General features: G+C 35.2%; 18 protein-coding genes, 2 tRNA genes, 1 pseudogene and 1 riboswitch. Of the genes and pseudogenes, 3 read left to right on the top strand and 18 right to left on the bottom strand.

The window, feature by feature from the left end; genetic code table 11:
* Positions 1 to 75: 75 nt before the first annotated feature.
* The 7 genes from LKACC16343_RS14520 to LKACC16343_RS05355 all read right to left on the bottom strand — a co-directional run bounded on the left by LKACC16343_RS14520 (position 76) and on the right by LKACC16343_RS05355 (position 9,539).
* Positions 76 to 372 (bottom strand): YfhO family protein, encoded by a 297-nt coding sequence (locus LKACC16343_RS14520; protein WP_256970556.1) that lies wholly within the window; start codon positions 370 to 372, stop codon positions 76 to 78.
* On the bottom strand, positions 362 to 2,626 hold the full coding sequence (locus LKACC16343_RS05380) for a YfhO family protein (protein ID WP_256970555.1): 2,265 nt from the start codon (positions 2,624 to 2,626) through the stop codon (positions 362 to 364). Before LKACC16343_RS05380 ends, LKACC16343_RS14520 begins: the two co-directional genes overlap by 11 nt.
* Before the next feature lie 677 nt (positions 2,627 to 3,303).
* Positions 3,304 to 3,513, bottom strand: a complete 210-nt coding sequence (locus LKACC16343_RS05375) for a hypothetical protein (protein WP_056953605.1) — start codon at positions 3,511 to 3,513, stop codon at positions 3,304 to 3,306.
* 74 nt (positions 3,514 to 3,587) lie between these two features.
* Entirely contained in the window at positions 3,588 to 4,940 is a 1,353-nt protein-coding gene (locus LKACC16343_RS05370) for an FAD-dependent oxidoreductase (protein WP_056953603.1), read from the bottom strand.
* A gap of 1,699 nt (positions 4,941 to 6,639) precedes the next feature.
* Positions 6,640 to 7,890, bottom strand: a complete 1,251-nt coding sequence (locus LKACC16343_RS05365; RefSeq protein ID WP_056953601.1) for an NAD(P)H-dependent oxidoreductase — start codon at positions 7,888 to 7,890, stop codon at positions 6,640 to 6,642.
* Between the two features lie 11 nt (positions 7,891 to 7,901).
* The gene (locus LKACC16343_RS05360; RefSeq protein WP_056953599.1) at positions 7,902 to 8,510 is read right to left on the bottom strand and encodes an NADPH-dependent FMN reductase; all 609 of its coding nucleotides are present in this window, start codon (positions 8,508 to 8,510) and stop codon (positions 7,902 to 7,904) included.
* A gap of 99 nt (positions 8,511 to 8,609) precedes the next feature.
* A complete protein-coding gene (locus LKACC16343_RS05355) occupies positions 8,610 to 9,539 on the bottom strand; it encodes an FAD:protein FMN transferase (RefSeq protein WP_056953597.1) in 930 nt (309 codons plus the stop codon).
* Positions 9,540 to 9,638: 99 nt separating this feature from the next.
* Here LKACC16343_RS05355 and LKACC16343_RS05350 point away from each other — a divergent pair.
* Positions 9,639 to 11,458, top strand: a pseudogene (locus LKACC16343_RS05350) (FAD-binding protein).
* Between the two features lie 438 nt (positions 11,459 to 11,896).
* Here LKACC16343_RS05350 and LKACC16343_RS05345 read toward each other — a convergent pair.
* From LKACC16343_RS05345 to LKACC16343_RS05330, 4 genes are all read right to left on the bottom strand, one after another.
* Positions 11,897 to 11,969: transfer RNA gene (locus tag LKACC16343_RS05345), tRNA-Thr, on the bottom strand.
* Between the two features lie 94 nt (positions 11,970 to 12,063).
* A tRNA-Asn gene (locus tag LKACC16343_RS05340) sits at positions 12,064 to 12,136 on the bottom strand.
* Between the two features lie 64 nt (positions 12,137 to 12,200).
* Positions 12,201 to 13,490 carry a serine--tRNA ligase gene (serS, locus tag LKACC16343_RS05335; RefSeq protein WP_056953595.1) on the bottom strand — a complete coding sequence of 430 codons (1,290 nt, stop codon included), beginning with the start codon at positions 13,488 to 13,490 and terminating at the stop codon, positions 12,201 to 12,203.
* A 474-nt stretch (positions 13,491 to 13,964) separates the two neighbouring features.
* Entirely contained in the window at positions 13,965 to 15,413 is a 1,449-nt protein-coding gene (locus LKACC16343_RS05330) for an amino acid permease (RefSeq protein ID WP_056953593.1), read from the bottom strand.
* Between the two features lie 82 nt (positions 15,414 to 15,495).
* Positions 15,496 to 15,698, bottom strand: a riboswitch (Lysine riboswitch).
* A gap of 100 nt (positions 15,699 to 15,798) precedes the next feature.
* Here LKACC16343_RS05330 and LKACC16343_RS05325 point away from each other — a divergent pair.
* Entirely contained in the window at positions 15,799 to 17,313 is a 1,515-nt protein-coding gene (locus LKACC16343_RS05325) for a helix-turn-helix domain-containing protein (RefSeq protein ID WP_056953591.1), read from the top strand.
* A gap of 37 nt (positions 17,314 to 17,350) precedes the next feature.
* Here the strand turns inward: LKACC16343_RS05325 and LKACC16343_RS14290 are convergent, their stop codons facing one another.
* From LKACC16343_RS14290 to LKACC16343_RS14510, 3 genes are all read right to left on the bottom strand, one after another.
* A complete protein-coding gene (locus LKACC16343_RS14290; protein WP_156638767.1) occupies positions 17,351 to 17,503 on the bottom strand; it encodes a hypothetical protein in 153 nt (50 codons plus the stop codon).
* Positions 17,504 to 17,589: 86 nt separating this feature from the next.
* Positions 17,590 to 18,162: an RNA-guided endonuclease TnpB family protein gene (locus LKACC16343_RS14515; protein WP_234032522.1), complete on the bottom strand. Its 573-nt coding sequence runs from the start codon at positions 18,160 to 18,162 to the stop codon at positions 17,590 to 17,592.
* Between the two features lie 32 nt (positions 18,163 to 18,194).
* Positions 18,195 to 18,359, bottom strand: a complete 165-nt coding sequence (locus LKACC16343_RS14510; protein WP_234032517.1) for a hypothetical protein — start codon at positions 18,357 to 18,359, stop codon at positions 18,195 to 18,197.
* 69 nt (positions 18,360 to 18,428) lie between these two features.
* Here LKACC16343_RS14510 and LKACC16343_RS05315 point away from each other — a divergent pair, with 69 nt between their 5' ends.
* Positions 18,429 to 18,722: a transposase gene (locus LKACC16343_RS05315; protein WP_143444178.1), complete on the top strand. Its 294-nt coding sequence runs from the start codon at positions 18,429 to 18,431 to the stop codon at positions 18,720 to 18,722.
* 139 nt (positions 18,723 to 18,861) lie between these two features.
* On the opposite strand, the gene LKACC16343_RS05310 is transcribed toward LKACC16343_RS05315, so the two are convergent.
* From LKACC16343_RS05310 to LKACC16343_RS05295, 4 genes are all read right to left on the bottom strand, one after another.
* Positions 18,862 to 21,102 carry an L-type lectin family protein gene (locus LKACC16343_RS05310; protein WP_056953587.1) on the bottom strand — a complete coding sequence of 747 codons (2,241 nt, stop codon included), beginning with the start codon at positions 21,100 to 21,102 and terminating at the stop codon, positions 18,862 to 18,864.
* 121 nt (positions 21,103 to 21,223) lie between these two features.
* The gene (locus tag LKACC16343_RS05305) at positions 21,224 to 22,336 is read right to left on the bottom strand and encodes a DUF916 domain-containing protein (protein ID WP_087721267.1); all 1,113 of its coding nucleotides are present in this window, start codon (positions 22,334 to 22,336) and stop codon (positions 21,224 to 21,226) included.
* 4 nt (positions 22,337 to 22,340) lie between these two features.
* Positions 22,341 to 23,333: a WxL protein peptidoglycan domain-containing protein gene (locus LKACC16343_RS05300; RefSeq protein WP_056953584.1), complete on the bottom strand. Its 993-nt coding sequence runs from the start codon at positions 23,331 to 23,333 to the stop codon at positions 22,341 to 22,343.
* Between the two features lie 96 nt (positions 23,334 to 23,429).
* Positions 23,430 to 24,521, bottom strand: a complete 1,092-nt coding sequence (locus LKACC16343_RS05295) for a DUF3324 domain-containing protein (protein WP_056953582.1) — start codon at positions 24,519 to 24,521, stop codon at positions 23,430 to 23,432.
* Positions 24,522 to 24,581 lie beyond the last annotated feature (60 nt).

Here is a 24,581-nt window from a genome sequence, read left to right as displayed (position 1 = left end):
GTAAACGTTTCATATCAGAATCTTATAACATCTACAGAAATTTGCAAATATTTCGATAATTTTTACTAAAATTAGTTATAACTTATTTCGTAATTTATCCTTTGATTTAACTACCAAAAGAAAACTTATAAACAGTATAACGGCAATGGCAGAAACAAGCCAGCCTAGCTTTAGACCAGGTACTTGATAATTTAAAATTACGTTATGGTGTCCCTTTTTGAGGTCAATCGCCATCAAATTTGAAACCACCTTATTAATTTTAGCTTTTTTTCCATCAACATACGCACTCCATCCATTATCATATGGAATACTCAATAATAACGGTGAATCTTGATCCACATTAATTGAACCGCGAACCGTATCATGATTCAAATCTGATTTGACATGTAGAGATCGTTTTTTTTAGATTATCTACTGATAAATCAAATTTAGTTTGATCCAGTGATTGAAAGTATCGAGGATTTAAACCTAAAGATCTATTCGTTAGAATTTTCACTTCTAATTTTTTATTTCGTTTAAAATCACCCAAATATAACGTTGCTGCACTATAAACATTAATTGGTGATGTCTTAATGCGTTTGCCATTAACATAGATCTTCGACTTATCATAATTAAAGGGCGTTACATAAAAATATAACGGTCCTGTTGCTCTCGTAGTTAATTGATAATTATATAATTTACGATTGCCGACAGTACTTTGTTGCATACTGGTTAAGAGTGAATTTTTGAAGTATTCGGCACTACTTCCATTCAGAGCCTGCCACAATCTTTCTTGATTAGACAAGGCCTGACCAGTTTTCATCTTAAAGTCATAAATATTATTATCAGTTAAAAATCCTAAAGTTGGAGCATCATAGTTCTCTTCTACATAGTAATGATTACTCCATTGACGTACTCGATAATAAACACCCAGCAAAGCATTAGTTAATTTAGTACCACCATAATAACTAATCCTTCTGACATTAAGACTAAAATAACCTAGGTCTTTCATCATTTCCAAAGTATTTTGATTCAATGTCGAGCTGTATAAACTTAAGCCATTGATGTTGAACAAAATGGAATCATTATAGTTATTATATTTTTCAGGAAAAGCTTTATTCAATCCTGATTTAGAAACAATTATTCGATGTCCCAAATTACTTCGATCTTTTACTTCTTTTAAAATGGTGTTCTCACGATCAAATTCATTCTCGTAAATAGCCTGATTTCCAAAGTCAGCCGTTGCCATCACCGAATTAAAATTAGCAATCACTTCAAAACTAATCATTAAAAATAAAATCAACAAGAAATTCTTATTACGATTTAATAGTAAAAGTGATAATCCTGAAAGAATAATACAGGCTAGACTCAACCAGAAGTAACCTATGCTGTATTTCAAACTGATACTGTCAAATCCTAATTGTTCAATCACCTTAGGTAGGAGCCACTCGGTTAAATATCCTAAACAAATTAATATTCCGGCGACACAGGTAGCCTTCGTTATAACGCCTAGTTCATTAACCACTCCACTCTGCCAAGCCTTGCGGGCAATAAAGATACAGGCAAAAGAAAAGATAAAACTATTACGAAATGGAAAACCAGCTGGGTTTTGAAACATGTGCCACATCGTATTAAAAGTTGTCACAAACATACTGATAAGCAAAATTCCCAATAAAAAGACTGAATTCTGTTTATCACGATTATTAACACGTGAACTAAGATAATAACTTAATAATAAAATCAAAACTGTCGATGTCATAAAAACGGATGGGCCATGTTCCAGACGCTGGTCAAAACTGTTACCTCCAATACCCAATTCAGTTAAAGCTTCTAAACCAAAACGAGCTGAGGGCAAATAATTGAGGATATTAAATGAGGTCTTAGCCGTTTTTAACATTCCTATTAAAGTTGGCAACAAAACCACCGCTGAACTTAATCCTGCTAGAACAGAAGAAATCAAGTAACGTCTGATAACCAACCATTTATCTTGCCGATGGAATAAATTATCTTCTAATCCAATAAAGATGAAGAAACAAAGTGAAAAAATACAGAGCATGTATCCCAAATAATAATTAAAGATAATCGAAAACAGAATAGAAAAATAATATAGCACATACTGATGATGCTTGATTACACGCATTACACCAACAGCTACCAAAGGCAACATAATTAAAGCATCTAACCACATTAGATCATAGAAGTATGACGCTACAAAACCACAAAAACTATAAGCAATTGTAAACATCCAATTAACAATGCTTCGCTCTTGAAAGTACTCTTTTAAAAAGAACGCCATCGTTACACCCATTGTGGATATCTTGAGCATAATCAAAATATCAGCTGCAATTGGAATATTTCGTGCACTAAAGAAAACCAACAATAGATTAAAAGGCGATAACAAATAGTAACTCATAACAGGAAAAAAATTATCACCCAAAGATTGACTAAACAAATATAAATGCAAATTTCCCGATACCAGTTGCCTTCTAAGCTCCGTCAAGAACGTTAAATATTGAGTTCCCAAGTCACTACTCAAAAAATTATTACTACCAAAAGGAACTAAACCAGTACAGGCAAAAATAATCGAAATAATAATCAGATTAATGATAAAAGCTCCGGAATAATAAAACACACGACGTTTTGCCATATCAAAACTCTCCTTACTAACTACCAAAATAATATGAGATATTAAGCAATAAGTAAAATTATTAACGTCGAGAACACAAAAAAGGCTTGCTTACGCAAGCCCATGTTATTATCGTTTTTCATATTATTACCTCAGGTCAGTTAAATAGTTATTTGTTTGAATGGTTGTATTTTTGATTTGAATGTTAGTACTTTTTAATTAGTTTAAAAACTTTTTTTCATTGTGACTTCTGATCATCTTAGTACAAACAGTAGCTAAGACAGATACACCCGTGAGAACAAGAATCGGATGTTTTTTCATAAGCATTCACCTCGTTTTTTGAATAGCCATATTTGACTATGTATACATAGTAACGTGATTTTATGAAAGGAGTTTTAACAAAATAAGAATAATTTATGAATTTTAGAGAGCGGAGCAAGGGTGCCCAACCCACGAGGATTTGCCTAAGTACTGGAATCGCACGCGCACTATGCGGGCAATTTCAGTACTGTAGCAAACCGGAATGGGTTCCCTTGCGAAGCTCGTTTCCACCATTCTGCATAGAACCATGGTTATTTACTGCCTAGGACATTTTTCAATCTGTTTTAAAAATTCCTTCACCATTCCAGCATCAACTCCAGAAACATTCTTCAATTTACCATATAACCACATACCCAACCTATAATAACTATCAATATCTAACTCAAATTTCTGTGCATAAACATAATGAATGGCTTCTTCATATTTACGATGCAACAATAATTGATCCAAATCAGTATAAATCTTCCTTTTTGATTCTGTTGCTGTTCAAAGACTACTTCATTTCTCGCCTTACCTTTTCCCAGAACAGCTCCAAAGCACTCAGCAAAAGATTTAATCTGACGCATGATAAAATCATCATCTTCCATCAACATCACCCCCAAGGATTTCACACAGGTTATACAAAAAAAGGCGGCCCCAAAGCCACCCTCATAATCTTCAATTATTCATTAACAGTTGAATCAGCTTTTTCAACAGCAGCACCTGCTAAAGCACTAACGTAATTAACTGGTTTATCAAAGTTTGGTTGGAACAAGAAATCAACCATTGATAGTTCATCAATTGTAACTTTCTTTTGAATAGCAAGTGATAGCAAGTTAGCTGATTGTGATACATCATATTTACTTGTCAAAGCACCACCAAGAACTACTCTTGTCTCAGGATCCCAAACTAAGTTCATTAGAACAGGAGTTGTTGATAACATAAACTCAGGACGATAGTTGTCTTCAAGTGAAACTTCAGCAACATTCTTACCCAAAGCATCAGCATGAACCTTAGTCAATCCACTTGCTGCATAGGTTCTGCCAAACAATTCAACAGCTGAACTAGCTTGTGTACCCATATATTCAGCGGTATCTTTTTCAATATTCTTACCAACTAGAATACCTTGACGAACTGAGTTAGTTGCTAAAGGAATATATTGGTTGTCACCAGTTGGATTGTAATGAACAGATGCTGCGTCACCAGCTGAATAAACATCTGGAATGCTTGTGTGCATATATTTATCCACAACTAATGCACCATTTGGAAGAGTTTCAAATTTATCAGCGAACATCTTTGTATTAGGACGGAAACCAACACACATAACGGCAATGTCAGCTTCGTAAGTATTCTTATCGGTTTTAACAATTACACTATGATCTGTTTCTTCAAATGACTCTACTTTTTCACTCAAACCTAAAGTTACACCATTATCGATATAATCTTTTTCAGCAACGGCCGACATATTCGGATCAAGGTTCTTAGCCAAAACATCAGGTAAAGCATCAATCAAGGTTGTTTCTTTGCCTAAAGTAGCATAACCTTCAGCTAATTCTGCACCAATATAGCCAGCACCAATAACAATAGCACTCTTAATATCTTTGGCATTTTCTTTCAATTCATTGGCATTAGTCCAGTTCTTGCACAACATAACACGATCTGAATTAATTCCAGGAATTGGTGGAATAATTGGAGCTGAGCCAGTTGTGATTACTAACTTATCATATGGTTGACTAAAAGTATCACCATTTGCCAAACTTTTCACTGACAATTTCTTGTTATCAAAGTCAATATCAGTTACATCATGTTGCATATACATATGTGCACCCATATCAGTTAATGCCTCGGGGCTGGCATAGAACATCTTATTAGGGTCTGAAACACGATCACTTACCCACAGTGCAATCCCACAGGATAGAAAAGATAAATTATCATTTCTTTCAAAAACGGAAACTTCCCAGTCTGGGTGCTCCTTCAAAATGTTCATTGCTGAAAAAGTTCCTGCATGTGTACAACCTACAATACTTACTTTCATAATAGACACCGTCCCTTTTTCTTATTATTATAATTTATTCACTAATACATTAAAAGCGTTTACAAGATATTTAAAAAATATATTTCACTTATATAATATCTTGATATCGGCAGATAAATTTAATTCTTAATCCTCACTTCCTTCATATTTGTGGATTATCTTTTATCAACAAAAATCTTATGATAACGCTATTATCTAATAAATGATTAAATTTGTGATATTAAAAACAAATAAATATTTTTTTCGAAAATGAATTTAATTGTTTAAACACATGTGGTATATTATAAGTGTGCAAGGGGTTTAGATATGAAAATGCAATTCCTTCCTTTTTTAACTCTTAATGAAGGTTGCGATACACATCCTCATATCGTTAACCTGTAAAGTTCATTCGTATCAATAATAAAAATTGCCCCCCTCAATCAATTTTTACTCAAAAGATACGTTTGTAATATCCCATTACAATAATTTACTTTGAATGCTTTCATTAATTAATTAACAAATCCCTCTCTATTTGACAAATATGGAAACCTCACAAGCATTCATATCTTCCCCTGACACTACTGGTAATGCCGTTACACCAATGTGTGTAACAAAAAACAAGCCCGTCCCCCCAGATGAGCTGTTTTTTTGTTCTTTTTTATTAATTCGAATATAAAAAAGATATCTTTTCTAATAAATATTGATTATTAATTTCAAACTAAATTAATTACTTAAATTATTTAACTACCATCCCTCATGAAATCTTATCCATTAACATATTTCTAATTGCAATAAATAAATATTGTGATATTAAAAACAAACAATTATTTTTACGATAATTGAAAAATCATGTTTAAAAATATGTGCTATATTTATAACTGTGAAAGGGGATATGGTATGAATCAATTATGATTCCTCCTTTATTACTTTTGATACATGGATCACGGTACACATCCTCATACCGAGATCTAAAATCTAAACGAACTAATGAATAAAAATTGCCCCCTCAATCAATTTTTACTTATTACGAGTTATCCCAATTACAAATTCAGTTTGAATGCTTTCCGTTATTAATACCAAATCCCTCAATTTGGAAATTTTATCGAAATCATTCATGCCTTCCCCTGACACTACTGGTAATGTCGTTACATAATCGTAACGAAAAGACAGGCTTATCCCCCTCAGATGAGCTTTTTTTGTGTCTAGAATTTATTTCAAGGCCTTAAAACACAATATCGAATTATTATTGCTCAATCAATTCATTATTTTATCCTAAAAACAAATAAATAATTTGTTCTATTTTGAAACAACATGTTTAAACATATATGCTATATTTATAACTGTGAAAGGGGAAAGATATGAGATGCGATTCCTTCCTTTAACTCTTAAAACAGTTACGATACATCCTCATATCGTTAACTCACAAATTTAAATTCTTAATTGATCCCCTCAATCAATTAAGAAAAATCCCATTACAATAATTTACTTTGAATGCTTTCATTAATTAATTAACAAATCCCTCTCTATCTAATATTTAAAAGAAATTGGAAACCCTCATAAAGCATTCATATCTTTCCCCCGACACTACTGGTAATGTCGTTGTGCATTCGTACAACAAAAACGAGCTCATCCCCCCTCAGATGAGCTTTTTTTATGTTCAAAACTTAATTGGTCTGAATAGATAAAAAAATAGACTCCCAATAAGGAAGTCTATTTTCATTTAATGTTTTGAAGCACTACTTGTTGCATCAACTTCAGGTTTGACCTCTTCTGCTTCTTCTTTAGAAGCACTAGCAGTTGCATCCACTGATGTTTCAGATTTCTCTGAAGCTCCGGAAGTAGCGTCAACCTTAGCGTTTGGATCTGGAACCAACATTTGACCAGTTTGTTTCAAGTATTCATTAACGATAGGTTTCAAATCAACAGCCCATTCATTAACACCTTTGTAATTACCTTCTTCATCATGCATAGCTTTGTAGTAATGCATAACATGATGATCGCTATCTCCTCCAGGTACTGGCATTGAAACTAAATCAGTCTTACCACTTCTCAACATGTGGATAACTTGTTTAACATGCTTAATAACACGCGCTTTACCTGGGTGAACTGCAGTCAATGAATCACCGACTTGAGCAGGTGTTCTCTTAGCCAACATCTTTTCAGTTGGTAAGAAACGATTGTAATAGATAAATTGATTATTTTCATCTACGTAAGTCAATTCAATCGGTGTAGTCTTCAACATGTAGTTCAACTGGTTAACAGTTAACAAACCACTATCCAACTTAACATAAGTATCACCATCTACAGCGTTAACCTTTTCAGCAGCTTTATTTATCCAATCAGGATCATCCATATCTACACCTTCTACAGTTGTATCTACTTTACCTGAAGCTGATAAATCTTCTTTTTCATAGTCGTCAGCATCGATCATATTAATCACCTTCGCAAACTTAATAAATTTTTGTAAAGTTGTATCAAGAAAGTCAACAGTACGTTGATCCTTCAATTCACCGTTATCATCAAAAGCTGTCTTAACGTTACCTAATAGGAATTCATTACCAGGCAAAACAACCGCATTAACTCCTGGTGCCTCTAAGATTTGTCTCAAGTGTAATTGAGCACGTGATGAACCTTGAGTATGATATGAGGCTCCTACGATCATGACTGGCTTGCCATCAAAAGGATGAATCTCATATGATAACCATTCAATAACATTCTTCAAAGCAGCTGGAACGGTATGGTTATGTCCAGGAGTTGCAATGATAACGCCGTCAGCTGACTTAACCTTGTTACTTAATTTTTGAATAACGGAACTATTTGTTTGATCGTCATCTTGACTGAACATTGGCACTTGATTGATATCCAAAACTTCAATATCAACAACACCCTCACAGTGCTTTGCAATGAAATTCAATAATGTGCGATTGTATGATTGGTCAGCGATTGAACCTGCAATACCTACTAATTTCATATTTACCTCTCCTAGTCCTTATCCCAAGAAAATTCTTTGGCTTTTTGTTTGTTAACTTCATTAGCATTATTTAATTGTTTTGATATATTCACGAAATCCAAGAAATCTTGGAACAACCCGTCTAATTGCTTAATAACCTTTTCATCCTTCAAGTCACCATTCTCATCAAAAGCTTGTAATGAGTGGCCCAATAGGAACTCCGAACTAGGCATAATTCTAGCTTTCAATTCTGGTGAATCCAGAATCTGACGCAATTGAGCTTGAGCACGTGATGAACCTAATGATCCATAAGAAGCTCCTGTAATCATAACTGGCTTATCCACAAATGGATGAATTCCATATGATAACCAAGCTAGTGCACTTGATAAAGCAGCTGGAATAGAATGATCGTATTCAGGTGTCGCAATAATCACACCGTCAGCGGCTTCAATTTTAGTAGCAATATCTAATGCTTCTTGAGGAACATATTTGTCAGCACTCTTCTTATAAATTGGAAGATTCTTGATCTCAACCAACTCAATTTCGGCAGCTGATTGGAAACGTTTCTTCATGTACTTCAATAATTCACGATTAGTTGACTTATTGGAATTAGATCCCACTATTGCAATAAATTTATTCATATTAGCAATCACCTTATTTATAATTATCTTACATGTTCATTGTAAATTCGTTCACAATATAAATCAACACAATTTTGGAATTGTTATGATATATAATTGTTATATTTTAAAAAACTTGTCACGTAGTCCACTAGTTGTCTGATATTCCAAATCTTTCGTGATGAAAATAGCTTCAACACCAGGTTGGCTTTCAATCAAAGTCAATCCTTTTTCGATACCTTGATAGAAACCAACGGTTGACCAAATCTCTCCATCAATTGATTTATCACTAACAATCGTCACGCTGGCAAGATTATTTTTGATAGGATAGCCCGTTTTGGAATCGAACATATGATGATATTCATGACCATCAATAACTAGTTTACGTTCATAAATACCTGACGTTCCAATTGACTTGGCCGTAGTATGCAAAACACCTAACGACACATCCCGCTTTTCTACTGGATTTTGGACACCGATATTCCACATCTTATCTTCATGAACACTGGGACCGACTAAAAGTACATTACCACCCAAATCGATAATGCCCGTTTCAACATTCATACTTAACCACAGGGCTTTGATTTTATCAGCAATATAGCCTTTAGCAATTCCACCTAGGTCAATTTCCATACCCTTTTCTTCCAAAAAGACAGTTTGCTGTTCATCGTCCAATTTGATCCTTTCAGGGTCAATGATACGTAAACGTTCTTTAATATCGGCATCACTGGGTTTGTTAGCACCTTTGAAACCTATTTTCCACAACTTAACCAATGGTCCAATCGCAACATTGAAACCTAAATGCTGACGACTAACTAATACTGCACGTTTGATTAAATCGTAAGTGTCAGTTGGTACCGCTACTGGTTTGATTCCAGCTGAATAATTGATGGACATAACTTCAGATTGATCACGATTGACGGTCAATTTATCTTCAAAATTTTTAATCAACTCGTAAGCTGCATCCAACTCTTCCTCTCCGGCTGGAGTCGCAACGGTCAGATTGATCAAGGTTCCTAGGGCATAATACTTCTTATTAACTAAACTCATTTTCATCCTCGATTTCAATTCCAGATTTATAAAACGTTCACAATGTCACAATTTAGAGTTATATTAACCATAACACCTTACGGAAATGGAGTGAATGATATGTTTGAGGATTCAAAACTAAATTGGAATGCTACTTATGATGTAATCGTCTTAGGCTTTGGTGGTGCTGGTGCTACTGCTGCAAGATTTGCGGCCGACAACAATGCTAAGGTCTTAATTACTGATTCAGCTCCCGAGGGTCATGAAGGTGGCAATACTCGCTACGCCGGACAAGTTATTTCTTCAGGTGACAACCTTGATGATTTGAGAAAATATTATCAAGATTTGGCCTACCCATTGGCTTATGATCAAGATTTAATGGAAACTTTCATTCAGGGATTGTACAAAATTCCTGATTATCTAGAAAAATATTTGGGTGTAAAACCTTTTGTTATGGGTCAACATCCAGAATCACCTGTTTCCAAAGCTTTATACTTTATGGCTCACGAATATCCCGAATTTAGAGGTCAAGCTACCCATGAACTAGTTGCTGTCCATGAAGGTGTGGCCGATTCAGCTTTATGGAAGAATTTACGTCAACAAGTTCTCGACCGTGCTGATAAAATTGATGTCCTTTATCAAACACCTGCAAAGCACTTAATTCAAAATCCAGAAACTAAGGCAATTGTCGGAGTTCAAATTGAACGTGACGGTAAATTATTAAACGTTAAAGCCAATAATGGTGTTGTAATGGCAACTGGTGGTTTTGAAAACAATCCTAAAATGATTGAAAACTACTTAGGCGAAACTAGCTTGAATCCCATTGGTTCTCTCTACAACAAAGGTATTGGCGTCAAAATGGCTAGCGAGGTCGGTGCTCAACTTTACAACATGAACAATTATGAATCATACGGTATCTTCCATGGGTTGACACCTAAACCTGCCAAAGGCCAACGTTCACAATTTTTGCCATTTGACTGGCCCGCTTTCCATCAAGGCAGCTTGATTGTTGTCGGTGACGATGGAACTCGTTACTTCGATGAAAATGAAATCCACAGACACGGTCACATTCAAGACCACGGCAACTGGAGAATCCCTCTAGCTCAACGTCATCCCTACGTCGTCTTTGATCAAAAGAAGTACGATGAATTATCTAACGATAAAAATGCTCCTTACCCAGAATTTTTGAAAGCTGTCGTTAAAGCTGACAATCTTGAAAGTTTGGCCAAAGTTTTGGATGTCGATGTTGATAAGTTGCAAAAAACTATTACAGACTTCAATTACTTTGCCGAACAAAAACGTGACTATGCTTTCAATCGTGATCCTGAAACCTTGACTGCTTTTGACGATGGTCCTTATTATGCTCTAGCAATGGTGCAAGGTCTATTGAATACTCAAGGTGGTCCAGTTCACAACTCTCATGCCGAAGTGGTCGACAACGATGATCAAGTAATCCCTCATCTTTATGCTGCCGGTGAATTAGGTAGTTTGATGGGACGTCAATACAACGGTGGTAGCATTTAGCCGAGAATTTAATCTTTGGTAAGATTGCTGGTGAAAATGCTGCTAGTGTAAAATCTGAAGCTACTACCACAAATGTTGATGCTCAAACTTCAGCCAGCATCCATGAAGAAGGACTCGGTTCCGATATTGCCGAAGAACATTTCGAAACAAATGATAATCAATATATCGGTAAATCAACTGCCGGTATGGGTAACGAAATCGTTGTCCGTGTCACAGTTGATGACGACAAAAATATTCAAGATATCGAAGTTTTGAAACAAAGTGAATCCGACGACTACGGTTTGAAAGCTGTTGAAGAACTTCCAAAAGAAATCGTCGCTAAGAATTCTGTCGATGTCGATACCGTTTCTGGTGCTTCAGCTTCAAGTAAAGCCATTAAAGAAGCCGTTCAAAATGCTTTAAATAAAGTTGAATAAAAAAAGCCAACAATATAGATTTAATTGTCGACTTCAATTTCATGAGCTAACCTCTTCAGGTTAGCTTTTTTGTTTATTTTTTATCAAAAAAATGGAGAAACACGTCTGTGTTTCCCCTGGGAGGTATTTCTCAATTCATTATCTAATACAGTCATTATATAATTAATGCGAGTAAATTTATATAGCTTAGGGAAATTTATAACATTTTTTTGATATTCTTTGATTTGTAAAATAATCTTCTTTGAAAAGGCATACATATGAATTGTTAAAAATTTGCACGACAAATTTAAAATCGAAAAAGTTATCAGCCGTGCAAACTTTCGTGCAAAGTCATTTGATTTTCTCTGACATTCTTGGATTTTTACAAATAAAAAAAAGCCTTGAATGCTGATCTAACAGTATTCAAAGGCTCTTCTTTTTTAACTGACATTCTTATTATGCCGTGTGCAGGAGTCGAACCTGTGACCGCCGGTTTACGATACCGATGCTCTACCAACTGAGCTAACACGGCAAGAAAAAGAAATCCTATAAAAAAAATACATCTAATTCAAATGAACTAGATGTATTTCTATTGAAGACACCTAGGATTTCCTAAGTATTTATAACTCCGGATGTCAGACTCGAACTGACGACACCCTGATTAACAGTCAGATGCTCTACCAACTGAGCTAATCCGGAATAATTCAATAGCTCTTTAACAGAACTATTAAATCTTATCAATCTATTGGGATTGAGTCAATACTTATTTGGCATTTTCTTTAGTAATTTTTGTAATTCCACCCATGTATGGTACCAATACGTCAGGAATTGTAACTGATCCATCTTCATTTTGGTAATTTTCAAGGATAGCAGCTACGGTACGACCTGCAGCAAGTCCTGAACCATTCAAAGTATGTGCCAACTTTGTCTTACCATTTTCGTCACGGTAACGGATATGAGCACGACGAGCTTGGAAGTCAAGACAGTTTGAACAACTTGAAACTTCACGATACTTGTCTTGAGCAGGCATCCAAACTTCAAGATCGTATGTCTTAGCTGAACTGAAACTGGCATCCCCACTTGAAAGTACGATAACGTGATATGGTAGTCCTAATTGTTTCAAAATATTTTCAGCATTAGCTGTCAATTTTTCTAGTTCATTGTATGATTCTTCTGGTTTTGTAACCTTAACCATTTCAACTTTATTGAATTGGTGCATACGGATCAAACCACGAGTATCACGACCAGCACTACCTGCTTCTGAACGGAAACAAGGTGTTAGAGCTGTAACGTACTTAGGTAAGTCTTTTTCATTCAAAATCTTACCGGCAAAGTAGTTTGTCAAAGGTACTTCAGCTGTAGGAATCAAAGTTAGTGGGTTTTCATCAACCATAACTGTATAAACGTCTTCAGTAAACTTAGGGAATTGACTTGTACCAAACATGGCATCGTTGTTTACCAAGTATGGAGGGATAACTTCTGTATAGCCTTCCTTTTGGTGTTGATCCAACATAAAGTTGTAAACAGCACGTTCAAGTCTAGCACCCATGCCAATGTAGTAAACAAAACGTGAACCAGCAACTTTAGTAGCTTGTTCAAAGTCTAAGATTCCTAGTTCTTCACCGATATCCCAGTGATGACGAGGTTTGAAACCTTCCTTAGGAATAGCACCGACTTTACGGATTTCAACGTTAGTACTTTCATCAGGTCCAACAGGAACTGAATCATCAGGAATATTAGGTAGACGAACTAAGATATAGTTCATTTTTCCTTCTGTTTCTTCAAGCTCAGCATCCAAGTCCTTAATGTCTGAACCAACTTGCTTCATAGCAGCAATTTCGTCACTGGCATCTTCTTTATTACGTTTCTTAGTAGCGATACCTTGAGAAACAGTGTTTCTCTTTTCTTTAAGGGTTTCACTCTTAACTAATAATTCACGACGTTTGCTGTCATAGCCAAGCAATTCATCAATTTCATCACTAGTTACTCCACGTGATGCTAACTTGTTCTTGATCCATTCTGGATCTTTTCTAATCAATTTGATATCTAACATTGAGATTCTCCTTTTTGATTTTTGGCTTGAGAGAGTTTGTACTCTTTTTTGGTTTGGGGTGAAATTTTTTTTGATAACCATTGTTCTATTTTTTATAGTGGAAACGAGCTTCGCAGGGACAACTCCTTCCGGTTAAGTCAACTTATCTCTGCCGGCGCTTCGCTACCGACTGAGATAAGTAGTCTTAATCCTCGGGAGCTGAACGCCCCTGCTCCGCTCTCTACAAAAAAAGGCCGATTCATCCCAATAAAGGGACGAATCGACCATTCGCGGTACCACCCAGTTTCAGTGTACGCAAATACACTGCACTTTCAGACTTTATCGGATCAACCCGAACGGCATTACCCGTTGCCAGAATGCTGGAATAAAAGCCTTTGCGATTTTCACCAACCATCGCTTCTCTGAAAGGTTTATGAGTAGGCACTCTCTTAGCGTTATATTCATTTCTAATAATAATTTAAACTAACTTAAATATCAATAGCGGTTGTGTTTTTGTTCATGTTTTACATCGATATCTTCTAGTTTCAAAAACTTAGTCTTATATCTAATCTTGTAGTAAAGCCAACATACGAACAAAATAATCAATCCACTATAACTAATCAATAATCTTCCGATATTGAAATCTACCATTGATCTTACGTCTTGTCCTAAGATAATAATAATTCCTAAAACAATGGCTAAAATTGGTCCAAATGGGAACCACTTTGCTTTATAACGAAGATCATCTAGATCATAGCCTTTATACAAGTATGCTTTTCTGAAACGGTAATGTGAAAAGGCTATTCCTAACCATGCAATGAATCCGGTTAGTCCTGATGCGGCAACTAACAATTCATAGAATGAATCACCATACAAACTTGTAAACAAGGCGATGGCTCCAACTAAAGCTGTTAATAATAGTGAAAATACGGGAACGCCTCGACCATTGGTTCTTTGGAAAGCCTTTGGTGCCATGCCTTGTTTACTCATTGACCAGAGCATACGGCTGGCAGCATATAATCCTGAATTAGCAGCAGAAATAACTGATGTTAAAATAACGGCATTCATTACTCCAGCAGCTAGTGGAATACCAACTTTTTTGAAGACAATAGTAAATGGACTGATAGCAATATCGCCAGCTCCTGATCCTAATAAGTTAGGACTTGTATAAGGAATCAAGGCACCGATAACGGCGATTGACAATATGTAGAATAACAAGATTCTCCAGAAGACTTGCTTGATAGCCTTAGGTATACTCTTCTCGGGTGTAGCAGATTCACCTGCGGTAATTCCGATCAACTCGGTACCCTGGAACGAAAAACCAGCTACAACGAATACACTCAGAATTGCCGGTATTCCACCAACAAATGGTGCTTTCTTGTAAGTGTAGTTAGTTAAACCAACAAAATTTTGATTGCCTAGAATACCTAAAATACTCAAGATACCAACAATCAAGAAGATGATTACAGCAATAACTTTAATTGATGATAACCAATATTCAGTTTCACCAAATGATCCAACTGAAATAAAATTAATTACTAGTAAAACAATCATAAAAGTTAAACTTATTTTCCATGATGTCCAACTTGGGAACCAATACTTAACAACCAATGAAATAGTTGATAAGTCTACCGCTAAGGTAATAGCCCAGTTAAACCAATAATTCCAACCTAAAGCAAAGCCAAAGGCTGGATCGATAAATTTAGTTGCGTAAGTTGCAAAGGAACCGGAGACCGGCATATAAGTTGCCATTTCTCCCAAACTTGTCATCAAGAAATAGACCATGATACCGATAGCCGCATAAGCTATCAGAGCTCCTCCAGGTCCTGCGGTTGAGATTGAAGAACCACTGGCAACAAATAATCCAGTTCCAATCGAACCTCCTAACGCAATCATTGATAGATGACGAGTCTTTAACGACCGACTCACATCATTATTTTCCATCTTTCATTCCCCTTTTATTTGGACATAAAAAAAGTCCCTATTATCAGAGGAACTACTGACAATAAGGATTATAATTATCCCAATAATCAATAGCTCAACGTTTTTCAAAAAATAAGAAACTCATTCTCTGAACGTACGACAGTCTACCACCTATTAAGTAATAGCCCAATCAACTTTATCAAGTAGGGATAAAATGATTTCGGCAACTTTTCCTTTAATGTTTTTTCAAGGTACCCTATCGTACTCCAAAACACGACTAATAAAAATTGCGCCTCTATCTGATTACAAAATATTATAAATAAATGTTAAGATAGTAGCAAGTAGTGTTTCTTATATTTATTAATCTTTTTAAATTAACAATTTAACATTGCCGGGGGAAACAAACATGTTGGAGCAAATTTTCTTAGTTAAGCAAGACGTAGAGAAATATCGAATGCTAACTGTTATTAAGTCGCTACCTCCTCGTGAAGTAAACTTGAGTAATATTAGTAGTAGATTACAATTTACGTACCAAAAAACATATAACATTTTCCAAGCACTGCTAGAAGATTTTGCCGATGTCGCCCCTGATATCGATCCTAGTGACACTAAGATTGAGTCAATCGACTTTAGTAAAATTTTCATTGATACTTACCGCCTATACTTAGTTAAGAACTCGGTAGTTTTTCAGGCCTTTAATTATGGCCTGACCAGTGCTAATCCATCATTTGAGAGTTTCAGTAACGAACACTTTACTAGTAAATCAACTCTCAATCGTCGAATGTCCAAATTCAGAGCCTTCCTTAAAAACTTTGGACTTAAAATTTCCAATTCAACCCTTGAGATCAAGGGTAATGAGAAAAATATCCGATGGATGGCTTATTATGTCTATTGGTATACTTACCATGCTCAAGAATGGCCATTTAGCCTTATTCAAGAGAACTCAATCGATCAAATTATTGCCAAAGCGGGAATAACTTTTGACAATCCAATCGTACATTTTCAACTGAAGTATTTCTTGGCAATCTCCAGAATTCGTTTGATCAAACGAAATTATATTGAAGATTTGCCATATTACAACGTTGTCTTCGATAATCAACAACTAGGTGAAGAGATTTTAACTCACGATGATTATCCAATTGTGCCACTAGATGCCTTACATAATGAAAATAAGCTGATCAATCTCTTTAGAAAGACAGCCTTTCAACCTAGTGACACCGCCTTTGAACAACCAATCAATACTAATGCTCGTATTAATCCGAAGTTCTACGCGCTCGTTTATCACTTTATAGATTTTCTTAAAGAGCATTATCACGATGATATGACTGTTTATCATAATCAAAAGACTTTGAAGCACATCATGACTTATGTCACCCGTGATATTGTTTTCTATTACATCATGGCGCCATATTCCTTGATGCATCTCGATACAATGTACGCTGAGGGTAATGAACAATCATATACTGACTTGTACAAAGACGTTTATACCTTCTTCTCAAATGTTGATCAAAATGAATTTCCGGGCATTTATAATGCGGCTGAATTAATTTCAAAAGATTTATATCAAATCTTGCCAAGTTATATTTCAACAATTCGTGAAGAAGATTTCATCCGTGTTAAAGTCTTAATTGACCCAGGTAATCAGGCCGCTGAGGTTGCTTTAAGAACAGTTCGTAATCTCGAATTCGTTGAAGTAGTTCCAAGTAACGTTTACGATGATGTCGACGTCTTAATCACTTCATTGGATGTCTTACCATTGGATATCGAGAAAAAGAAGTATCCAGGAAATCTTAAAGTCATTCCCTGGGATATTTCCTCCACTAGGCCAGACTATATCTGGTTATTGATTCAATTGAATCAAATCTACGTCAAAAAACTTAAAAATAAAATCACCACAAATAAAAAGAAAAAAGTTTTGTAAAGAAATAGACGAACTCATAACGAGTCCGTCTATTTTTTTACAATGAATTAATTGCTGTCCAATTTAAAGTACCAGTATATTGACCAGCCTCATTTTCTTTACTAGTATCATTCTCCAATAATAGACCTGAATTATTTGTCCAATCATCAGAAATATCATCAACTGTCTTCGTTTGAAAATGTTTTTTCATAATCAAGCCGCCTTCACTGTGAACTACGTCGGTACTAAAATACCGAGCTTCTAGGAACATTCCATACTTGCCAACTAGTATTTCAACTAGTCAGTAGAGGTTACTAAGGCTTGTTCCAAGCCAATATTTAATATGTTTTTACTTGCATTGACATCTCTATCATGGTGAATACTACAATTTGGACAATCCCATTCTCGAATGTTTAATCCGTGTTTACCATCGTCATAACCACAGTTAGAACAAATTTGACTAGTTTTGAATGGATTAACTATCAAAAGTTTTTTACCATACCATTCACACTTGTATTCAAGCATTAGTCTTAATGCACTCCATGATTGGTTGGCAATAACACGTGATAATTTATGATTCTTAAGAAGATTTTTGGTTTTCAAATCTTCAATTACAATCATGTCATTATTTTCAACTAATTCACGAGTTATCTTATGAAGATAGTCTTTCCTTTGATTAGCTATTTTTTCACTGTATTTAGCTACCATGAGCTTAGCCTTTATATAATTACTGTACTGTTCTAAAGTTTTTGGGTCACTCAATCCAAATTTTTTCTTGTATTGAATGTCCCTCAAAGCCTGAGTACGTCTTCTAGCTAATCGTTTTTCCCAATGGTGTTTCTTTTTAGCTAATTTTTTATCAAACCGTATAGCCTTATATTTTCTACCGTTTGAACAAATGACTAGATCAGAAACACCATATCAATTCCAACTGATTTATTAGTCTTAGGTAATTGCTCTGGTTCTTCATCAACCGTTAAAACAGCATAATACTTGCTAGTAGATGACTTACGAATCGTAACGTACTTGATGATACTAGGAATTGATTTCTTGTTCTTATATTTCATTACTCCAAGTTTAGGAAGTTTTATATAAGAGTTATCAATGATCTCAACGTTGTTATTTACGAACTTAGATTGATAACTTTGTTTGGGAAACTTCTTGCTCTTGAAACGAGGAAACTTACGCTTTTTACTAAAGAAACCCCTATATGCCTCAAACAAATCTTTATTAGTGGCCTGAAGACTGGTGCTTTCAGCTTTCTTTTACCGGATAAAACACCAACAAATACCGTAAAAAATCTAAAAAGAATATCGGTTAGAGAACGGCTCAAGAAATACCCGGAAACAAAATCACAATTATGGAGTGGCCATCTTTGGTCTTCAAACTATTTTATGAGCACATTAGGAAATGCATCTAAAAAATTGTAATAGAATGTGTTAATTAACAATTAAAAAATATAATAATGGTCGTCCAAAATATTGAAAAAACTCGGTAATAAATTACCGAGTTTTTTCAATTGACGACCTTTATAAAAGCTTTTATTTCATAAAATGAATCATTTTTAACCTAAATTGAGTTATTCAAAGTCCAACTAATTGTTCCTGTATATTTTCCACTAGAAACTAGATCACCATCTGAATGCAACAAGATTCCAGTATTTTTCGACCAGCCCTTAGTCACATCAAAGGTACCCGTCTCCGACTTTTCAATTTCTGAATTACTAATAAGTGTTGGTGAATTCAAATCAGCTACCTCACCTTGGGCATCCCGATAAAACATTTCACCATCAAAAGTCTCACTATCGTCGTTCACTAAAGAAGTACCACTGGCTGACAGAGACCACGATGAATCCTGAGCAATCACATTGACCTGCCAATCGTCATTTCGACGTACATCTCCAGAATAATATGATTGGATATTAGCAAATGAAAAGTTACCATCACCTAAATCAAGTTTCAACGATTGCGCATCAACTGTCACCGTAAAGGTCTTCGTCTCTGATTTATTATTGTAGTGATCATTGGCTGAAATTGTTATCGTGTGTGTACCTGGGCCTAGAATCTCTTGTTCAGGTAAGTCAGTTCCGGCGTCAGAACTACCATAAAACGGAAGTGAAAAATCAATCTTCTTATTGTCATCAGTAGCCGTGACTGCCATTTGACTCAAATTTTTACCATCAACTGTCACATTTAAAAGAGCTCCCTCACTTTCAAAGGCACTACCATCAGCATAAGTAAGTGAACCCTTCAAATTGGTACTAGTAATAGTTGAAATCTCAGTTGATGACAAACTAGCATCCAAATTTAGAGTTTTGATTTTAGGATTACGGATAACAAAATCAGTTGCCATTGCATCACCAATATAAGTATCACTGGCAAAATGAACATGACTAGATGCTACCTTCGTATTGTCAGCAACCGTTGTTGGCGTGGTACCAGTTAAAGTAAGCGTAGCCTGATTATTAGTCGTATTCAACACGTTCGTAACCAAACTGATTGTGTGGGTCAAAACACCAGTCTTATTAGCTGTGTCAATTTCTGAATTAGAAATATTCTCCGTATTGCCATTAGCAAATTTAATTGAAGCACCATAATTTAAAGTAACGTTTTTGGGCACATCAATTGTCGTTTTGATTTTACCAACATCTTCTTGTCCACCATTGTATTTCAAATCGTACTGTAACTTCAGATTATCGCCAGCATTGATTTCTTTATAATTAGAAGTCAATTCGCGATCATTTTGAGTAGAGTCGAAGATTTTAGCATCAACTGAAACATCAGCCAATGAAGATAATTGTTCATAAATCAACTGAGATTCACTTGCTCCCGTATTACCAGCACCAACAAAACCCCAAGTAACCTTTTTATCACTGCCTAAATTAAATTTACTCAAGTCGATTTCGACCGTTTTATCTGCCTCGATTGGATTTGTAGCAGAATCTACTCCAGTATTAGTGTTAGGTGTACCATCAATATTTTTATCATTGAATTTATAAGTAATATTGGCCGTCTTACCATCATTATTCGGATTATATAGAATCGAAACATGATGCCAACCGCTATTTGTACCAATCGTCCGATAAATTGGTGACTGATGAATCAATGAATAAGCCCCATTACTCAGTGGTGAATAAGATTGCTCATCATCAGGATATCCCGAAGCAATGTGAACCTTGTCACTGACTAATTGAGTACTATCCAAACTCGAATCTTTGTCAAAAGCATCATTCACGTTCCCACTGACGTTAGGATAATTATCAAATTCTAGTGCCCAACTATTTTGAATAGCGTTCGCCAAATGGGATGTATTCTGATCCGCTGCCCAAACACCTAATGTTTCCATTGGTGCCGTCGCATTGCCATTCAAAGTCGACAAAGCATTAGTGCCATTAGGATCGTTTTGCATAACGAATGCTAATCCACCACCACTAGCAGTGTCTACAGGAGTTTTTATCCAAAATGAAAAATAAGCATTCTTAGTGACATCCATCTTATTCTTCTCATTTGACCATAAAATCCCATTATTATTTTTACTACTCCAAAAAGTCATGTAAACCGTATTACTCAAAGTATTATTAACAACAGCGGCTGCATTCGTTCCACCATTGATCAAACTGGATGGTTTAGTAAAAATACCATCTTTTGCTGGTCTACCTATGATAGAACCATTCGGTGTATATCCCAAGACATCATCATTACTTAGCCCAGTTGGCGTATCATCAGCTTTAACTGTCGTTGCACTAAAAAGAACAATCATAATACTGGCAAAAAATAATAGAACATTCTGCCAAAGATTTTTAGTCTTCAAATTAACGCCCTCCTTCAGCCTACTCATCAAGCTTATTATATTCTCAATAAAATAATATCTCCACCTTAATTAAAAGAATAAAAAAATACCTCAAGCATTATTTGCTTGAGGTATCGGTAGCTTATTTCTTATGACGAGATGATCTTGTATTACCAGATCTAGTAGTCTTATTAGGATCATTCTTTGGTTTTCCACCAAATCTCAATCCACTACGACCTTTAGGTCCTTTACCGTTCTTATTACGTTGTGAATAGTACAAGTACATCCAAACAACAATTACGATTAAAACAATAATTCCAATGATGATACCAATCCACTGCTTATTATTACTTTCCTGCTTAGGATTGATGGCATCTTTAACACTATCGACTTCTTTTTGTTGAACCGATATATTTTTATCAAATGATTGAGAAAATCCAGAATCATTTTTCAAAGTAATATGTGCTTTATAAGTTCCCGATGTCAACTTACTAATCGGAATAAAGTAATTGAATTGTGAATTAGGCGCAATTTGCAAATTGTCAGCGTTGTACTTAATCGTCTTACCATTATGTTTGATGTGAGCAGTCAATTTAACTTTATTAATGTTAATCGGAGCTGTGTTATCTAACATATAAGAAATACCAGTTGAACCCGCCACAGCCCTTGGAGCAGCTGAAGTTAAATGCATACTAGGCATTACTCCATCGTCTTTTGAACGTAGAACAACACCCTTAACGTAACGCACTTGATTCTTGATATTGATATTTTTTGACTTAGTAGGACTGACTGACGCTGTGGTCGTGACTCCACCAAGAATAATTCCGGCGTATTCTGAATCTGGAGATTTAACTTTGAATTCAACCGTCTTATTCTCACCAGTATCCAACTTAACAACTTGTTTCCTTGAACCATCAACTAATGAAGTCAATGAAGGAAGCTTAGACTTATACAATTTAGTATTGTATTTATCATAGCCAATCACACCTGAGTCAGCTGTATAAGCATTGTTAACCTCAGCAGTAACTGTAATTGGTTTCGTACCAGTATTCGCAATTAAAACTTTTAAAGTTTGTTCCTTCTTAGGAGTTACCTTCAAATCAAAATATGATTCATTCTTGTCAATTTGATTGTCAGGTAAAATTGCTTGAATAGCATAAGATTTGTCTGGTGCTGCCTTCACCGTTGTTGCTGGTAAAAAGGCAATTAATAACATCAACAATGTTGAGAAAAATAATATTATTCGTTTTTTCATATTTTTAACTCCTACCTGAATACCAAATGGCCCAGAAAATAAGGAAAATCAATGATACTAAGACACAGACAATCAAAATATAAGTTGTGGTCTTGTTATAGATCAAGCCTTTACAACGTTTGTTGATATCATTCGCCTGATCTTGCGTAATTTTATATGTCTTATGGAAAGTCCAAGTAGCTTTTCCACTTCGGGCCGCACCCTTAACAACATATTCACCCGCTTGAATTGGTGTCTGATTCTGATCAAAATCAACCGGAATAGCTGAATTAGGTGCAACTTTATTATACGTCGTATCGGCAACCATTTCCTTAGGTCCCAAATTGAAACGATCCAACCAACTCTTACGTTTTACAGTCATATGAACGATAACATTCTTCATCTGACCAGGTTCTTTATTTTGCAAATTGATAATAATATGCGGTTTTCGACTAATTACGTCCAAAGCCAAATTATGTAAACTGATAATACCACCAACAGCTTTATTGTTGCCCGTTATCCAGACTGCAACATTGGCATTACCTTTGGCACCATCCCTAGCTGCATCATAGATGTTAAATCCACCCATAACTAATCCTTCTATCTTATCAGATGGCAATTTAATTTTAAAAGTCACATCTTTAGTCTTATTCGGCTCCAAAACTAAGGTCTGTGGCTTGGTCATATCGGCAAAAGCATATTTCAAACCATACTGACCTGCACGAACCTTGTCTGTATAGACGATTTTACCATCCATGGAAGTTGTTGCATTTGTTGGTACAATTCTCAAACGTAGTTTATTAATACTGAAATTACCAATAGAAATCTTAACTGTACGTGTAGCATTCGGTTTGCCAACAATATCAAACCTATCAGTAACATCACTATTAGCATCCTCAATTAAGGGAGTCACTGTAACATTACTAATATCGGCCTTCACGACAGTGTTGTTAAACGTTATAAAGCCTATAAAGGCAAAGAATACCATTGATAGAAAATAGATTATTTTTTTATTCATTGTTCTGCCCCTGATAATTACTTCACCTCTAATAATACTAAAAAAGCCGTTCCAAGTCTTGGAACAGCTCAATATTTAATTATTTATCAAAGAATATTAACGACGACGACGTCTTGTAGGTTGATTGCCATCTCCACCGTTGTTGTTCTTGTTATTGTTTCTCTTACCTAAGTAAATACCTAATCCTAGGATAATTGCCAAAGCAAGAATGCCTAATAGGATGTACAACCATAGATAATTAGGCTTGATACCAGCTAATTTATTATACTTAGCAGCATCGTTATTTGTGATTGCAAAGTCTTTATTTAAAACCCAACTCTTCAAACCACCATCTGTTTTATAAGTTAACTTCAAATGATAATTACCCGATTGAAGAGTTTTTTTACCCCACGGAATACTCAAATCATAATTAGTAGTTGAAGCAATATCTTGTGAACTATAATTCTGAGTTATCTTAAAGCTTTTATCACCTTTTTTAGTGACAACAGCCTTAGCAGAAAGTGTACCTGCATATGAATTAGTAGAGTTATGAACATTGGCTAAAACGCCTTGTTTTCTACCCTTAAATGTCTGTACCAAACCAGGTTTTACCGTTCTAACTGAATACTTAGGTTGTACTTTAGGTTGGCCAGTTTGATGAATTTGCACAGGTATAGAATAACTAAACTTATTTTTAATCAAAGTACCATTATCTGAGACGCTTCCTTTAGCCTTCTCTTTATATGGAGCAATTGTTACACCACCCATTAAAGTACCTGCAAATTTTTTCTTAGGAACAGTCACGTTTAAAGTAATTGTGGCTGTTGTATTGCCTGGAACTTTAAATATTGATTTTTTTGGAGATAACGCGTCTTTAGTTTGAATTTTAAGAGATGGATCTTTTACATTCGTATCATCATACGATAAAGTACCATTATTATTAGTATAGGCAGTTGCTGCATAATAAATAAAATTACGTGTATCACTGGCCTTATTAACAACCATCAATTTCAATTGTGCAGTTTGACCAGGTTTACCCGTTACCATATACGATCCATTATCAATATTTACGACATCATTACTTTCGCCACCTGGTTTAATCGTATAGTCACCAGAGGTTGCGGCCCTAACATTAGTAGCACCGAATAATCCTGTTATCATAGTAAAAATAAATGAAATTAGAAACAAGAATCTAACTTTTGGTTTCAAAACTTGAACCTCCCTTTTTAAAATCAATGCATAAGTCGTTTATATTATAAAATAAAAACC

The sequence above is a fragment of the Companilactobacillus bobalius genome (assembly GCF_002179915.1).
Taxonomy (GTDB): Bacteria; Bacillota; Bacilli; order Lactobacillales; family Lactobacillaceae; genus Companilactobacillus; species Companilactobacillus bobalius.
Note: the sequence above shows the minus strand (reverse complement) of the source record. Positions and strands in the feature narration are given on the sequence as shown.

What these genes read in the sequence shown, in the direction of transcription:
- LKACC16343_RS14510 (WP_234032517.1), bottom strand. Translation starts at nt 18,359, where the DNA reads ATGAAATATAAGAACAAGAAATCAATTCCTAGTATCATCAAGTACGTT.
- LKACC16343_RS05355 (WP_056953597.1), bottom strand. Translation starts at nt 9,539, where the DNA reads ATGAGTTTAGTTAATAAGAAGTATTATGCCCTAGGAACCTTGATCAAT.
- serS (WP_056953595.1), bottom strand. Translation starts at nt 13,490, where the DNA reads ATGTTAGATATCAAATTGATTAGAAAAGATCCAGAATGGATCAAGAAC.
- LKACC16343_RS05380 (WP_256970555.1), bottom strand. Translation starts at nt 2,626, where the DNA reads ATGGCAAAACGTCGTGTGTTTTATTATTCCGGAGCTTTTATCATTAAT.
- LKACC16343_RS05305 (WP_087721267.1), bottom strand. Translation starts at nt 22,336, where the DNA reads ATGAAAAAACGAATAATATTATTTTTCTCAACATTGTTGATGTTATTA.
- LKACC16343_RS05300 (WP_056953584.1), bottom strand. Translation starts at nt 23,333, where the DNA reads ATGAATAAAAAAATAATCTATTTTCTATCAATGGTATTCTTTGCCTTT.
- LKACC16343_RS14290 (WP_156638767.1), bottom strand. Translation starts at nt 17,503, where the DNA reads ATGAAAAAACATTTTCAAACGAAGACAGTTGATGATATTTCTGATGAT.
- LKACC16343_RS05370 (WP_056953603.1), bottom strand. Translation starts at nt 4,940, where the DNA reads ATGAAAGTAAGTATTGTAGGTTGTACACATGCAGGAACTTTTTCAGCA.
- LKACC16343_RS05360 (WP_056953599.1), bottom strand. Translation starts at nt 8,510, where the DNA reads ATGAATAAATTTATTGCAATAGTGGGATCTAATTCCAATAAGTCAACT.
- LKACC16343_RS05375 (WP_056953605.1), bottom strand. Translation starts at nt 3,513, where the DNA reads ATGGAAGATGATGATTTTATCATGCGTCAGATTAAATCTTTTGCTGAG.
- LKACC16343_RS05330 (WP_056953593.1), bottom strand. Translation starts at nt 15,413, where the DNA reads ATGGAAAATAATGATGTGAGTCGGTCGTTAAAGACTCGTCATCTATCA.
- LKACC16343_RS05365 (WP_056953601.1), bottom strand. Translation starts at nt 7,890, where the DNA reads ATGAAATTAGTAGGTATTGCAGGTTCAATCGCTGACCAATCATACAAT.
- LKACC16343_RS05325 (WP_056953591.1), top strand. Translation starts at nt 15,799, where the DNA reads ATGTTGGAGCAAATTTTCTTAGTTAAGCAAGACGTAGAGAAATATCGA.